Here is a 14,690-nt window from a genome sequence, read left to right on the forward strand (position 1 = left end):
GGATGATTCGCTTTGAACAGGTCAGTAAAGCTTATCTGGGCGGACGGCAAGCGCTGCAGGGGGTAGATTTCCATCTGCGCCCGGCGGAGATGGCGTTTCTGACCGGCCATTCCGGCGCGGGGAAGAGTACCCTGCTGAAACTGATTTGTGGTATCGAACGACCAAGCGCCGGCCATATCTGGTTTGGTGGCCACGACATCAGCCGGTTGAAAAACAGTGAGGTGCCGTTCCTGCGTCGTCAGATCGGCATGATTTTCCAGGATCACCATCTGTTGCTGGATCGCACGGTCTACGACAACGTGGCGATGCCGCTGATCATCGCCGGCGCCAGCACCGAAGACATCCGCCGCCGCGTTTCCGCCGCGCTGGACAAGGTCGGGCTGCTGGATAAAGCGAAAAACTTCCCGATTCAGCTGTCCGGCGGTGAGCAACAGCGCGTGGGCATCGCCCGGGCGGTGGTGAACAAACCGGCGGTGCTGCTGGCGGACGAACCTACCGGTAACCTGGATGATGCGTTGTCGGAGGGCATTTTGCGCCTGTTCGAAGAATTTAACCGTGTTGGCGTTACCGTGCTGATGGCCACTCACGACACCGGGCTTATCGCCCGTCGCAATTACCGCATTCTGAGCCTGAGCCAGGGCCGTATGGCTGGAGGAGCGCATCATGGCGAATAATGCAAAAAACGCCAAGAGCAAGGCGCTGCGCGGCGGCTGGCGTGAGCAATGGCGCTATGCCTGGATGAACGCCATCAAGGATATGCTGCGTCAACCGTTGGCGACGCTGCTGACGGTGATGGTGATCGCCATCTCCCTGACGCTGCCGAGCGTGTGTTATATCGTCTGGAAAAACGTCAGCACCGCGGCCACCCAGTGGTATCCGACGCCGCAGCTGACGGTGTATCTGGACAAATCTCTCGATGATGACGCCGCAGTGAAAGTGCTCGATGCCATCAAGGCGGAAGCCGGCGTAGAGAAGGTGAATTACCTGTCGCGCGAAGAGGCCCGGGGCGAATTCCGCAACTGGTCCGGTTTCGGCGGTGCGCTGGATATGCTGGAAGAGAACCCGTTGCCGGCCGTGGCCATCATCACGCCGAAGATGAGCTTCCAGAGTTCGGAAACCCTCAATACCCTGCGCGATCGCGTGGCGGCGGTTCAGGGGGTGGACGAAGTGCGGATGGATGACAGTTGGTTTGCCCGCCTGGCGGCACTCACCGGGCTGGTTGGCCAGGTGGCGGCGATGATCGGCGTTCTGATGATTGTGGCGGTCTTCCTGGTGATCGGCAACAGCGTGCGTCTGAGCATCTTCAGCCGCCGTGACACCATCAATGTGATGAAGCTTATCGGCGCGACCGACGGCTTCATCCTGCGGCCGTTCCTGAACGGCGGGGCGATGCTCGGCTTTTTCGGCGCGCTGCTGTCGCTGCTGCTCTCCGGGGCGCTGGTGTGGAAACTGGAGTCGGTGGTGACCGGCGTGGCGAAAGTGTTCGGCACCACCTTTACCCTGCATGGGTTGGGGTGGGATGAGGCGCTGTTGCTGCTGATTATCTCCGCGATGATCGGCTGGATCGCCGCCTGGCTGGCGACGGTGCAACATTTACGCCGATTTACACCACAATAAAGTTTTTTTGGTATACTCTTCTTCTGCTGCTCCGAGCGTGTTGCGGGAGAAGAGTTACCGGCAGTAAAGCAAGCACCATCCAGTCTCTTCTTAGCGCACAAATTCCCTATCGGTCTCAACCTTCGTCACGTATTGTCATGTGCAATGCGATCGAAAAACAGTGAACTTATAGGGCGGAACACGGTCAAAATTTGCAGCAAAATGTTAGGGTGCACGGCGTGTGGACCGCTTTTGCAACAGCAACTGCCGTAAAATCAATCTTTTCCCCGCCGTGAATCATCACCTGCATGACCTGTTTTCTCAAGAGAGGGTTTGAATGACCAAAGAAATGCAAACTTTAGCTTTAGTGCCCCAGGGCAGTTTGGAAGCCTATATCCGGGCCGCCAACACCTATCCGATGCTGACGGCAGAGGAAGAGAGGGAGCTGGCTGAACGGCTGCATTATCAGGGCGATCTGGAAGCCGCTAAGCAGCTGATCCTGTCTCACCTGCGCTTTGTCGCTCATATTGCCCGTAATTACTCTGGTTACGGCCTGCCGCAGGCAGACCTGATTCAGGAAGGTAATATCGGCCTGATGAAAGCTGTACGCCGCTTCAATCCGGAAGTGGGTGTGCGTCTGGTGTCCTTTGCGGTGCATTGGATCAAGGCAGAAATTCACGAATACGTGCTGCGCAACTGGCGTATCGTCAAGGTTGCCACCACCAAAGCACAGCGCAAGCTGTTCTTTAACCTGCGTAAAACCAAGCAGCGTCTGGGCTGGTTCAATCAAGACGAGGTGGAGCTGGTGGCTCGCGAGTTGGGCGTGACCAGTAAAGACGTGCGTGAGATGGAGTCGCGTATGGCTGCGCAGGATATGACCTTCGATCCTACGCCGGACGACGATGCGCGCGACGGTCAGTCGATGGCGCCGGTTCTGTACCTGCAAGACAAAAGCTCGGACTTCGCCGAAGGCATCGAGGAAGATAACTGGGAAAGCAACGCCGCAGACAAACTGGCCTACGCGCTGGAAGGTCTGGACGAGCGCAGCCAGCATATCATCCGTGCCCGTTGGTTGGATGATGACAACAAATCCACGTTGCAGGAACTGGCCGATCAGTACGGCGTTTCCGCCGAGCGTGTGCGCCAGTTGGAAAAGAACGCCATGAAGAAACTGAAAATGGCGATCGAAGCCTGATCCCGCGTCAGCGTTAAAAAACCCGTTCATTGCTGAACGGGTTTTTTTGTGCCTGAAATTCGGCGTTACTGGCCTGCCGCGGCAAAATCCGGTGCAGGGCAGTCGTAGCCAAACTTGCTGGCCCAGGAATAACGGGTGCCGGTGTTGATATAGCGCTGATACAGCGCCTGGCCGGTTTTCGCGTCGCGTTTAATAACCCAGCCGGCGGCATTGCACAGCACGGCAGCATACGCCTGGCTTTTGGGCGGCAACAAGTCGGCGGCCTGCTGGGCAAGGTCGACGGCCTGCCAGCGATAATGCAGGAAGCGATTGTCTTGTGCCGGTAGCGCCGCTTTGGCCCGCGCTGCCTCGGCGCTGCTGATCCAACTCTTGTGTTTCAGCTCGCGGGTATCAAAGGCATCCCCCAGGTACGAATAACCCGCGTCATAAATGGCGTAATCCGGCGTCATCTCATAGCCGGTGAACGTCAGCCCCTGTGTACGCAGCAGCGTCGCCGCCTGATAATAAGCTTTGGCTCGCACCAGTTTGTCGGCGGTTTTGTCCTGCGCGGTTTTCAGCGTATCGGCATACCCTTGCGCCACCTGGCGGTAGTTCGGAATATCAAAGTAACCCATCGCCTCCTGGGCCCGCCCGGCGCGCATCAGCCGCCGTGCCAGCAGTTCCCGCAATTGGATATCCGGCGTGATTTGCTGGCCGTTGTACTCATCGGGATTGACGGGTTTCAGCGGCGTTGCCGGCGCCGGCGCATGTTTGTCAACGAAGCCTTTCAGTTCGTCGATCGTCAGCACCCGCTCGGCCACGTCGGCGACATCTGCCCAATAAATCTCTTTGCCGCGATACAGAAAATCCATCGCCTGCAGGTAGTCGCCGCGATCCAAGGCAAGGATCGCCTGTTCCCCGGCTACCCGGCATTCGGGCACGATGGTTTCCGGCGTAAAGTCCGCATTGCGCTGCTCGCCCCAGCTTTCACTGGAGGGGAAGGCTGCCGCCGCTTTGGCATAGGCGGCTGTAGCGGCTTTAACATCCCCGTCGCGCAGCGCCATCTTGGCGCGCAGCCACCACGCCAGCCCGCTGTCACCGGCATGTTTTAACAGGCTGGCCGCCATGGGGTATTGCCCGGCGCGATAAGCCAGTGCCGCTAGCCGATCACTGCCGCTGAAACCGCTTTTCACCGAGGCGTTCAGCAGCGTCAGAATTTGGCTGACTATCTGTTTCGAACGGGTGCCGGTGGCATCGGTATCCGACATTTGCAAATTGCTGCTGCGCGCAAACAGTTCGATGGTCACCAACTGTTGGATCACCGGATCGTTAATGGCCTGCTTCAGCGCTGCAAAGTGATCAGGATTGACCAGATAGCTGGAGACGTACTGCAACGACAACCCACCGTTTTGATCGCCCTGCGCCGCCTGCTGGGCGTACAGTTGCGCCGCCGGGGCGATATTGCCCAGCCACAGTTGGATGCGCGCTTGCTGCCCGAGGCTGCTCAGCGCCAGTTGATCAGGATCGGCCGCGCCGGCTTTAACCCGGTCAATCACCTGCTGGAAAGTCGCCTGCGCCTGCTCTAACTGTGGTTTCGCAGGGCGTTTAACCGCCGTAGCCGGCGTATCGGACTCATTTTCCGGCGTGCCGTGGTCGTCCATCAGAACCCGTCCGAGCGAATACTGCGCCCGCAGTCCCCAGTCGCCCTGTTGTGCTGCGGGCAGGGCCAGGACCTGCTGGAAATACTCAGCGGCACGCGGATCAGAACCGGCAAAGGCCACGGCACCCAGTTGATAAAGGCGTGCGGCGTCTGACAACCCCTGAGAATTAACCGCATCGGCCTCCTCGACGGTCTTGGCGGCGCGCATTTTGCCGATAATGATCGTTTCCGGTGACAGCGGCATCGGTTTCGGCGGTGTCGCCGGTGGTGGCGCTTTCCACAACGGCAGTTGGTTATCTACCGCGACCAGGCGGCTGGCCTCAAAAGCAAAATTACCTTCCGGCATATACAGCAGGGTACCGTTGCGATCGGTCAGCAAACGGTTGGGAAAGTCCGGCCCGCAGGCGAAACCGTTAATGGGCATCGCCAGCGCTGAGCCGATCAGGGCGGCGAGTGGGAGATACCGGCCGTGGCGGTTGCGCACCGCGTGTGCATCAGGGTATGACAAGAGTGCCTCCTGGCGTCAATTGTTGGCAGCGCAACCAGCCCAGCGGCCGGGATTGCCCGGCGCGCAGCTGATCGCCGCTGATGAGGACAAAGCGCTGGCGCTGAGGCCCGCTTTCCAGCCGATAGTTGCCCGCCGCGTCCGCCGCCAGACAGTCCGTGGCGGCGACGGTGATTTCACGAGGCAGCGGGGCATCAACCGGCCCGTTATTATGAATTATCAGATCATACAGCCCATTTTGCTGTGGCTGAGGGCTAAATTTTACCTGCCAACTGACGCTGAGCGGCTGTTGTTCGATCACCGCCCGTAGCGTATTGAGCGACCAGGCGCGGCGATCGCCCGCCAGCGGCAGCCGGAACCAGATAATGCCGCGCAGATGCGGTGTGGCCTGAACCTTCAACTGTTGCAGAAAATCGGCCACCTGTTGCGGCGCTACCGTCAGTTCGCGGGGATTGCCCGCCACGCGCAGTGAGGTTTCGCTCTCGACCTGTGCGCCCTGCGCATCAACACTCAGCAGGCCCATACCGTAGGCCGGCAGCGCCACCCTGAAAGGTTTGGACGTGATGTTTGCGTACTGTTTTACCCAGCGCAGCGCCAGCGGGGCAGCGAACAGCCCCTGCTGCGGCGAGAGCACCGCATGCACCTGCAACACCGAGCTGTCTGCCTGTTGCAACACGCCGGGCAGTGCCGGTGAGCCGATCCAGGCCGGTAATGCGGTAATGCCGAGTTGTAAGGAGGAAGGCAGTTGTCGGCGCAGCTGTTGCAAGAAATGGTGATAGTCAGGCAGGCGAGCGGTGGCGGCGTCATGATCTATTTCGACGCCGATCACCTGCAACCCGGCGGCCTGCCATTGCTGAACCTGTTTTACCAGGCGTTGGCGAATAGCCGGTGCATCGAGTTGCGCCAGTTGCCCATCCAAACGGGCCACCAGCCACAGCGGGCGGCCATCCTGTTGCAACTGCGACAGATTGACCGGGATTTCGCGCCAGCCTTCACGCGGATGCGCTTGCGCACCCAATACACGCAGGGTAGAGAACAGGTCACGGCTTTGCGCCAGCGCAGTGGCGTGTTGCGGCGTCCAGACCCGTTGCCAGATATAAACCTGGTTGTCCTGGGGCTGTGGTAGCCGCAGCGCCTGGTGACGGCCACCGAACCAGGCCGTTAACGCCAGCGTCAACAGCAGCAACGCCATCAGCCCGCGTGTCATTTTTGCCAGAGATCGCCTTGCTGGGTGAAACCGCAGGCGCGCATAAAGTTATCCACTTCACCGCGTTCGCGCGGCGTCAGGCCGGCGGTAGAAAGCTGCCAGTGCGCGACTTGCGGCAGTTGGCGCTGCGCATCCTGGACCAGATACAGCCCGACGCCACGACGGCGCGTGACTTCACGCACCAGCAAATCCTGCAGTTGGGCGTTATCGCCATCCAGCGCAATTTTCACTGCACCCAGCAGCCGTTCGTTGAAGCGCGCGGCGAACAGGGCTTTATCGCCGTCCAGCCAGCTCTGCCATTGCTGCGGCTGTTGTTGCGGCCAGATTTTACCGAGGTCGATAAGGTCTTGCGGGGACAGCGTGGTTAATCGCTCAATAGTCAGTTTCATGCAGAATTTCCGAACGGCTAATCGATGCCGACAGTGTAATAGATCTTGCACAGAGCGTTGTGTAAGTTTTTCTGTACGATTACTGCGCAAAATGTTTTTTGCAGGACGCATTTTCCGAGTAAATAGATTGTTAATGGATCAATAACCAGCATAACGCGCTGCGCCTGATGCAAAACGGCGCAGATTTAATCCGGATTTTATCCTGTTTACACCGCTTGTTTCTGATTGTTCGAGTTGATTTGCAGCAGAAAATTCCTGTTTAATGGTATGAAAAATAAAGTCTTATTAGAAAATATTGCCACGAAAACACCTAAATCATTATTACTTATGAATAAAAGCAGTAAATAAGGGTTCAGGTGCAGGCAAACACAACAGGTACGTTCACAACGACAGATGGGGATTTGCGAATGAAATTAACAAAAGGTAAGGCGCTGTTGGCGGGTTGTATCGCGATGGCTATCGGTCATTCGGCAATGGCGAAAGACATCAAGGTGGCGATTGTGGGCGCGATGTCCGGCCCGGTCGCGCAGTATGGCGATATGGAGTTCACCGGTGCCCGTCAGGCGATTGCCGATATCAACGCCAAGGGCGGCATCAAGGGCGATAAGCTGGTCGGCGTGGAATACGATGACGCCTGTGACCCTAAACAGGCGGTTGCGGTTGCCAACAAGGTGATTAACGACGGTATTCGCTATGTGATCGGCCACCTGTGCTCGTCCTCGACTCAACCGGCCTCCGATATCTATGAAGACGAAGGCGTGATCATGATTACCCCGGCGGCCACCAACGCCGATCTGACCACCCGTGGTTACAAGATGATCATGCGCACCACCGGGCTGGATTCCGATCAGGGCCCGACCGCGGCGAAATACATCCTCAGCGAGATCAAGCCGAAACGCATTGCCGTGGTTCACGACAAGCAACAGTATGGCGAAGGCCTGGCGCGCTCGGTACGCGACAGCCTGAAAAAACAGGGTACCGACGTGGTGATGTTTGAAGGCATCACCGCAGGCGATAAAGATTTCTCCACTCTGGTGGCGCGCCTGAAGAAAGAAAACGTCGATTTCGTTTACTTCGGCGGCTACTACCCGGAAATGGGGCAGATCCTGCGCCAGGCAAAACAGGCCGGCCTGACTACCCGCTTTATGGGGCCAGAGGGCGTGGGCAACTCCTCGCTGTCCAACATTGCCGGTGCCGCCTCGGAAGGCATGCTGGTGACCTTGCCGAAACGCTATGACCAGGTACCTGCCAACAAACCTATCGTGGATGCACTGAAAGCCAAGAAGCAGGATCCGACCGGGCCGTTCGTTTGGACCACTTACGCAGCGCTGCAATCTTTGACTACCGGAATGGAGCGCAGCGGCAGCCAGGAGCCGGCCGACATCGTCAAGGATCTGAAAACCGGCAAGCCGGTGGACACCGTGATGGGGCCGCTGAGCTGGGACGAGAAGGGCGATCTGAAAGGTTTCGAGTTCGGCGTGTTTGAGTGGCATGCAGACGGCACATCAACACCGATTAAATAAGCCATAATAATCAGGGTAGGGCGCAGCATGCTGCGCCCGCGGGCCGGTAAGCCGGCCCGTCCCCCTTTACCTGAGTTTTTTCAGGTTTGCTATACAGCGCAGCCAAGGGTTCGAGTATGTCAGAGCAGGTTCTCTATTTTCTGCAGCAGATGTTCAACGGCGTCACGTTGGGCAGCACCTATGCATTGATCGCCATCGGTTACACCATGGTCTACGGCATTATCGGCATGATCAACTTCGCCCACGGCGAGGTGTATATGATCGGCAGCTATGTCTCCTTTATTGTTATCGCCGCCCTGATGATGCTTGGCATCGACGTCGGCTGGCTGCTGATTGGCGCCGCGTTTTTGGTGTCGATCGTGATCGCCAGCGCCTACGGCTGGAGCATCGAGCGGGTGGCCTACAAGCCGGTGCGCAACTCCAAGCGCCTGATAGCGCTGATTTCCGCCATCGGCATGTCGATATTCCTGCAAAACTACGTCAGCCTGACGCAGGGCTCGCGCGATCTGGCGTTGCCAAGCCTGGTAACCGGCCAGTGGGTGCTGGGTGAAAGCAATGGCTTCGCCGCTACCATCAGTACCATGCAGCTGATTATCTGGGTCGTCACCTTCCTGGCGATGCTGGCGTTGACGTTGTTCATCCGTTATTCCCGTATGGGCCGTGCTTGCCGCGCCTGCGCGGAAGATTTGAAGATGGCCAGCCTGTTGGGCATCAATACCGACCGGGTGATTTCACTGACCTTCGTGATCGGCGCCGTGATGGCGGCGGTGGCCGGCGTGCTGCTTGGCCAGTTCTACGGCGTAATCAACCCGTACATCGGCTTTATGGCCGGCATGAAAGCCTTTACTGCGGCGGTGCTGGGCGGTATCGGCAGCATTCCCGGCGCGATGATCGGCGGCCTGGTGCTGGGGGTGGCAGAAGCGCTGACCTCGGCCTACCTGAGCACCGAATATAAGGACGTGGTGTCCTTTGCGCTGCTGATCGTGGTGTTGTTGATCATGCCAACCGGCATTCTTGGGCGCCCGGAGGTTGAGAAGGTATGAAACTCAATCTGCTTAACGCGCTGATAGCCTCGGTGGTGCTGTTTGTGATGGCGTCGTTCCTGATGGGGATGCAACTGAGCCTGGACGGTACCAAGCTGGTGGTCCACGGTGCGGCGGAAGTGCGCTGGATGTGGATCGGCATCGGCTGCGTCATCGTTTTCTTCTTCCAACTGTTGCGCCCGCTGATGCAGCAGGGGCTGAAAAAACTCTCTGGCCCCTCTTTTGTATTACCGAGTTTTGACGGCACCACCCCACGCCAGAAACTGCTGGCGGCGGCGATTATTGTTGCCGCGATCGCCTGGCCATTTCTGGTGTCGCGCGGTACGGTGGATATCGCCACCCTGACGTTGATCTACGTGATGCTCGGTCTGGGCCTGAACGTGGTGGTTGGGCTGTCCGGCCTGCTGGTGCTGGGTTACGGCGGCTTCTACGCCATCGGCGCCTATACCTACGCGTTGCTGAATCACTATTACGGCCTCGGCTTCTGGGAAAGCCTGCCGCTGGCGGGCATCGTCACCGCCATCTTCGGTTTCCTGCTCGGTTTCCCGGTGCTGCGTTTACGCGGTGATTATCTGGCGATTGTGACGCTGGGCTTCGGCGAGATAGTGCGTATCTTGTTGTTGAACAACACCGAGATCACCGGCGGGCCGAACGGTATCAGCCAGATCCCGAAACCGACCTTTTTCGGGCTGGAGTTCAACCGCAGCGCGCGTGACGGCGGTTGGGATACCTTCCATAACTTCTTTGGCCTGAAATACGATCCCAGCGATCGCATCGTGTTCCTGTATCTGGTGGCGCTGCTGCTGGTGGTGCTGACGCTGTTTGTGATCAATCGCCTGCTGCGCATGCCATTGGGCCGTGCCTGGGAAGCGCTGCGTGAAGATGAAATCGCTTGTCGCTCGCTGGGGCTGAGCCCGACCAAAATCAAACTGACCGCTTTTACCATCAGCGCCGCCTTCGCCGGTTTTGCCGGCACGCTGTTCGCCGCGCGCCAGGGCTTCGTGAGCCCGGAGTCCTTCACTTTCGTCGAGTCGGCCTTCGTGCTGGCGATTGTGGTGTTGGGCGGCATGGGGTCGCAGTTCGCGGTGATCCTGGCGGCTATCCTGCTGGTGGTGTCGCGCGAGATGATGCGTGATCTGAACGAATACAGCATGCTGCTGCTCGGTGCGTTGATGGTGTTGATGATGATTTGGCGGCCGCAAGGGTTGCTGCCGATGAAGCGCCCGCAACTGAAGTTGAAAACGGCCGGCAAGGAGGAACAGGCATGAGCTCGCAACCTCTGTTGAAAGTTGAAGGGCTGTCGATGCGTTTCGGCGGCTTGCTGGCGGTGAATAACGTGGCGCTCGAGCTGAACGAAGGCGAAATTGTTTCGCTGATCGGCCCGAACGGCGCGGGAAAAACCACGGTGTTTAACTGCCTGACCGGCTTCTACCGCCCCACTGGCGGCACCATCAAACTGCGCGATCGCCATCTGGAAGGGTTGCCTGGCCAGACGATTGCCCGCATGGGCGTGGTGCGCACTTTCCAGCATGTGCGGCTGTTCCGCGAAATGACGGTGATCGAGAACCTGCTGGTCGCCCAGCATCAACACCTGAAAAGCGGCGTATTCGCCGGGCTGCTGAAAACCCCGGCCTTCCGCCGCGCCGAAGCCGATGCGCTGGAACGAGCCTCCGTGTGGCTGCAACGCGTTGGGCTGCTTGAGATGGCTAACCGTTCGGCGGGCAATCTGGCCTACGGCCAGCAGCGGCGGCTGGAGATTGCGCGCTGTATGGTGACCCGCCCGGAACTGCTGATGCTGGACGAACCCGCTGCGGGCCTGAACCCGAAGGAAACCGACGAGCTGGACCACTTGATCGTCGAGCTGCGCAACCAGCATAAAGTGTCGGTGTTGCTGATCGAGCACGACATGAAGCTGGTGATGGGCATTTCCGATCGTATCTACGTGGTGAATCAGGGCACGCCGTTGGCGCAGGGCACCCCGGCAGAAATTCGTAACAACCCGGACGTTATCCGGGCCTATCTGGGCGAATAATTATGTTGTCATTTAATCAGGTTTCCGCCCATTACGGCAAAATCCAGGCGCTGCATCAGGTTAGCCTGAACATCAAGCAGGGCGAGATCGTCACCCTGATCGGCGCCAACGGTGCCGGTAAAACCACGCTGCTCGGCACGCTGTGCGGTGAGCCGCGCGCCACCGAAGGCAGCGTTACCTTCCTCGATCAGGACATTACCCAGTGGCAGACCTCGCGCATTATGCGTGAGGCGGTGGCGATAGTGCCGGAAGGGCGCCGGGTGTTCTCGCGCATGACGGTGGAAGAGAATCTGGCGATGGGCGGTTTTTTTGCCGATCGTCACCAGTACCAGCAGCGTATCGAGCGGGTGTTCGGCCTGTTCCCGCGCCTGCTGGAACGCCGCAACCAGCGCTCCGGCACCATGTCCGGCGGTGAACAGCAGATGCTGGCTATCGGCCGCGCGCTGATGAGCCAGCCGAAGCTGTTGTTGCTCGACGAGCCGTCTCTCGGGCTGGCGCCGATCATCATCCAGCAGATTTTCGACATTATTCAGCAACTGCGCGAAGAGGGCATGACCATCTTCCTGGTGGAGCAAAACGCCAATCAGGCGCTGAAATTGGCGGATCGCGGTTATGTACTGGAAAACGGGCGCGTGGTGTTGGAAGATACGGGAGCCGCATTGTTAGCAAACGAAGCAGTAAGATCGGCGTATCTGGGCGGCTAAATACCCGTCGTCTTTCAGGCTACAGCGTTGTTGGCTGCACTCACTTCCCTGTGGGGGCGAATAGGGTCGCCCGAGTCACTTGGTCGCCGTGTACCCTGCCCCTACAAAATTTATAACGATTACGAGAATAAGAAATGAAGACAGAAGGGTTACTCGCACAGCGCATCGTCAACGTAAAAAGCTCGGCAATCCGTGAATTGCTCAAGCACAGTAAGATGGAAAACGTCATTTCGCTGGCGGGCGGCATCCCCTCTGATGCCCTGTTTGATTTTGAAGGGCTGAGCATTGCCACCCACCAGGCGATCACCGAACAGCCGAAAAGCGCCTTCCAGTATGGCCTGACCGAAGGCAGCCCGTTGCTCCGTGAACGCATTTGCGAGCTGTGCGCCGAGCGCGGCGTCGTCGCCACGGCAGAAGAAGTGATGGTGACCGCCGGTTCCCAGCAGGCGCTGGATCTGGTGATGCGCGCTATCGTCAATCCAGGCGACGTGTTTGTGGTGGAGCGTCCGACCTATCTGGCGGCGCTGCAGACGCTGGAACTGGCGGAAGCCAACATCATGTCGGTGTCATCCGACAGCGACGGCATGGTGGTTGAAGAGCTTGCCGAGCTGCTGAAAACTCAGCGTATCAAGGGCGTGTACGTAGTGCCGAATTTTGGCAACCCCAGCGGTCTCACGCTGAGCGCACCGCGCCGCGAACTGCTGGTGAAATTGGCTGCCGAGCACAACTTCCTGATTATCGAAGATGATCCGTACGGCGAGCTGCGTTTTACCGAAGAGCGCAATGCCACGTTGCATCAGGTTTCGCAGCGGGTGCTGGGCCATACCGATAACATTATCTACACCTCGACCTTCTCCAAGATCCTGGCGCCGGGCTTGCGTCTGGGCTGGGCTATTCTGCCTGAGTTCCTGCTGCATAAAGTGGCGATCATCAAGCAGGCGGCGGATCTACACGCCAGCGCGCTGTCGCAGAGCATCGTCGAATGCTACCTGGGCTTGGATCGCCTGCCGGGGCAGATCGAAAAGATCCGCGCCGCCTACAAGCAAAAGGGCGAGATCCTGGCTGCGCTGGTGGAGAAAGAGCTGGGTGATCACATCACCTTTGATATGCCGAAGGGGGGGATGTTCCTGTGGGCGCGTTTCCGTCAACCGTTCAACGCCACCGAATGGCTGAAAACCACCCTGCAACAGGGCGTGGTGTTTGTGCCGGGGGAATATTTCTTCTCCGATAACCCGGATCGCTCAACCTTCCGCCTGTCGTTTGCCACCGCCACTGAGCAACAGATGCAAGAAGCGGTCGCCCGCCTGCGTCGTTCCCTGTAATCCCCGCGGCGGCGGGGGAAATTTCCTCGTCGCCGACATCAAACCGCAACCTGCACTTCACCTTTTGGTCACATGGCTGTCATCTGACGGTTATTTTTCTGTCATCCGAGCATGGCATGTTAGCTTCCGAACAAAAAACTGATTCTTTTCGCTCACGCGCTTATTACACCAGCTTTTTCAGGAGTTAGGCATGCTCACCTACGCTATTCGCAAAACTACGCTGTGCGTCGCGTTGACCCTGGCGGTCAGCACTCAGGCACTGGCGGCGACCGAGATCCCGTTCTGGCATTCGATGGAAGGTGAACTGGGGAAAGAAGTGGACTCCCTGGCGGACCGCTTTAACCAGTCGCACAGCGACGTCAAAATCGTTCCGGTTTATAAAGGCAACTACGAACAGAGCCTGGCGGCGGGCATTGCGGCTTACCGCTCCGGCAAGGCGCCGGCGATTTTGCAAGTTTACGAAGTGGGCACCGCCACCATGATGGCGAGCAAAGCGATCAAACCGGTGTATCAGGTGTTTAAAGACGCCGGCATCAACTTTGACGAATCGGTGTTCGTGCCGACGGTGGCCGGTTACTATACCGACAACAAGAGCGGCCATCTGCTGTCCCAGCCGTTCAACAGCTCCACCCCGGTGCTGTATTACAACAAAGATGCCTTCAAAAAAGCCGGCCTGAACCCGGATCAGCCGCCAAAAACCTGGCAAGAGCTGGCGGCGGACACCGCCAAACTGCGTGAGGCCGGCATGAAGTGCGGCTACGCCAGCGGCTGGCAGGGCTGGATCCAACTCGAGAACTTCAGCGCCTGGCACGGTGTGCCTTTCGCTACCGAAAACAACGGTTTCGGCGGTGCGAATGCCAAGCTGGAGTTCAACAAAGCGTTGCAGGTCAAGCATATCCAACTGCTGGCGGACATGAACAAGAAGGGTGATTTCACCTATTTCGGTCGTAAGGACGAATCGACCGAGAAGTTCTACAGCGGCGACTGCGCCATCACAACCGCCTCTTCCGGTTCGCTGGCGGACATCAAACACTATGCCAAATTCAACTACGGTGTGGGCATGATGCCTTACGACGCCGACGCCAAGAATGCGCCGCAGAACGCCATCATCGGCGGTGCCAGCCTGTGGGTGATGAACGGCAAAGATACCGCCACCTACAAGGGCGTAGCCGAGTTCCTGCAATATCTGGCGCAGCCGGAAATTGCCGCCGAATGGCATCAGAAAACCGGTTACCTGCCCATTACCACCGCCGCGTACGATCTGACCAAGCAACAGGGCTTCTATGACAAGAACCCGGGTGCCGACGTTGCGACGCGTCAGATGCTGAACAAGCCGCCGTTGCCGTTCACCAAGGGCCTGCGCCTGGGCAATATGCCGCAGATCCGCAGCGTGGTGGATGAAGAACTGGAAGGCGTGTGGACCGGCAAGAAAACGCCACAGCAGGCGCTGGACGCTGCCGTACAACGCGGTGATGTGTTGCTGCGTCGCTTCGAGTCCCAGACCAAGTAATAACGGTTACTGCGCTTAGCCAGTC

Annotated in this window: 13 protein-coding genes; 10 read left to right on the forward strand and 3 right to left on the reverse strand. The window is 58.4% G+C overall.

What is annotated here, in order from left to right; all coding sequences use genetic code 11:
• The first annotated feature begins 2 nt into the window (after positions 1–2).
• From ftsE to rpoH, 3 genes are all read left to right on the forward strand, one after another.
• Positions 3–674 (forward strand): cell division ATP-binding protein FtsE, encoded by a 672-nt coding sequence (gene ftsE / locus ACTJJ1_RS23415; protein ID WP_004950974.1) that lies wholly within the window; start codon positions 3–5, stop codon positions 672–674.
• Positions 664–1,617, forward strand: a complete 954-nt coding sequence (ftsX, locus tag ACTJJ1_RS23420; RefSeq protein ID WP_006323072.1) for a permease-like cell division protein FtsX — start codon at positions 664–666, stop codon at positions 1,615–1,617. Before ftsE ends, ftsX begins: the two co-directional genes overlap by 11 nt.
• A 316-nt stretch (positions 1,618–1,933) precedes the next feature.
• Positions 1,934–2,791, forward strand: a complete 858-nt coding sequence (gene rpoH / locus ACTJJ1_RS23425) for an RNA polymerase sigma factor RpoH (protein WP_004950979.1) — start codon at positions 1,934–1,936, stop codon at positions 2,789–2,791.
• A 65-nt stretch (positions 2,792–2,856) separates the two neighbouring features.
• Here rpoH and ACTJJ1_RS23430 read toward each other — a convergent pair whose 3' ends face one another.
• Genes ACTJJ1_RS23430 through panM form a run of 3 tightly spaced genes read right to left on the reverse strand, consistent with a single transcriptional unit; the run spans position 2,857 to position 6,531 of the window.
• Entirely contained in the window at positions 2,857–4,938 is a 2,082-nt protein-coding gene (locus ACTJJ1_RS23430) for a hypothetical protein (protein WP_440835550.1), read from the reverse strand.
• Positions 4,925–6,142 carry a DUF3142 domain-containing protein gene (locus ACTJJ1_RS23435; RefSeq protein WP_440835552.1) on the reverse strand — a complete coding sequence of 406 codons (1,218 nt, stop codon included), beginning with the start codon at positions 6,140–6,142 and terminating at the stop codon, positions 4,925–4,927. The genes ACTJJ1_RS23430 and ACTJJ1_RS23435 overlap by 14 nt, the downstream gene beginning before the upstream one ends.
• On the reverse strand, positions 6,139–6,531 hold the full coding sequence (panM, locus tag ACTJJ1_RS23440) for an aspartate 1-decarboxylase autocleavage activator PanM (RefSeq protein WP_006323076.1): 393 nt from the start codon (positions 6,529–6,531) through the stop codon (positions 6,139–6,141). Before panM ends, ACTJJ1_RS23435 begins: the two co-directional genes overlap by 4 nt.
• Before the next feature lie 407 nt (positions 6,532–6,938).
• Between panM and ACTJJ1_RS23445 the strand changes: the two genes are divergently transcribed.
• The 7 genes from ACTJJ1_RS23445 (at position 6,939) to ugpB (ending at position 14,665) form a co-directional block, all read left to right on the forward strand.
• Positions 6,939–8,054, forward strand: coding sequence for a branched-chain amino acid ABC transporter substrate-binding protein (locus ACTJJ1_RS23445; RefSeq protein WP_440835554.1), 1,116 nt, complete (start codon positions 6,939–6,941; stop codon positions 8,052–8,054).
• 116 nt (positions 8,055–8,170) lie between these two features.
• A complete protein-coding gene (gene livH / locus ACTJJ1_RS23450; RefSeq protein WP_004950984.1) occupies positions 8,171–9,097 on the forward strand; it encodes a high-affinity branched-chain amino acid ABC transporter permease LivH in 927 nt (308 codons plus the stop codon).
• On the forward strand, positions 9,094–10,365 hold the full coding sequence (locus tag ACTJJ1_RS23455) for a high-affinity branched-chain amino acid ABC transporter permease LivM (protein WP_004950987.1): 1,272 nt from the start codon (positions 9,094–9,096) through the stop codon (positions 10,363–10,365). Before livH ends, ACTJJ1_RS23455 begins: the two co-directional genes overlap by 4 nt.
• Positions 10,362–11,129, forward strand: a complete 768-nt coding sequence (livG, locus tag ACTJJ1_RS23460) for a high-affinity branched-chain amino acid ABC transporter ATP-binding protein LivG (RefSeq protein ID WP_004950989.1) — start codon at positions 10,362–10,364, stop codon at positions 11,127–11,129. Before ACTJJ1_RS23455 ends, livG begins: the two co-directional genes overlap by 4 nt.
• Before the next feature lie 2 nt (positions 11,130–11,131).
• The gene (gene livF / locus ACTJJ1_RS23465) at positions 11,132–11,833 is read left to right on the forward strand and encodes a high-affinity branched-chain amino acid ABC transporter ATP-binding protein LivF (protein WP_004950991.1); all 702 of its coding nucleotides are present in this window, start codon (positions 11,132–11,134) and stop codon (positions 11,831–11,833) included.
• A 134-nt stretch (positions 11,834–11,967) separates the two neighbouring features.
• Positions 11,968–13,155, forward strand: coding sequence for an aminotransferase-like domain-containing protein (locus ACTJJ1_RS23470; RefSeq protein ID WP_004950993.1), 1,188 nt, complete (start codon positions 11,968–11,970; stop codon positions 13,153–13,155).
• A gap of 190 nt (positions 13,156–13,345) precedes the next feature.
• Positions 13,346–14,665, forward strand: coding sequence for a sn-glycerol-3-phosphate ABC transporter substrate-binding protein UgpB (gene ugpB, locus ACTJJ1_RS23475; protein WP_004950997.1), 1,320 nt, complete (start codon positions 13,346–13,348; stop codon positions 14,663–14,665).
• Positions 14,666–14,690 lie beyond the last annotated feature (25 nt).

The sequence above is a fragment of the Serratia sp. 22264 genome (genome assembly GCF_052045345.1).
In the GTDB taxonomy this organism is placed as follows: domain Bacteria; phylum Pseudomonadota; class Gammaproteobacteria; order Enterobacterales; family Enterobacteriaceae; genus Serratia; species Serratia plymuthica.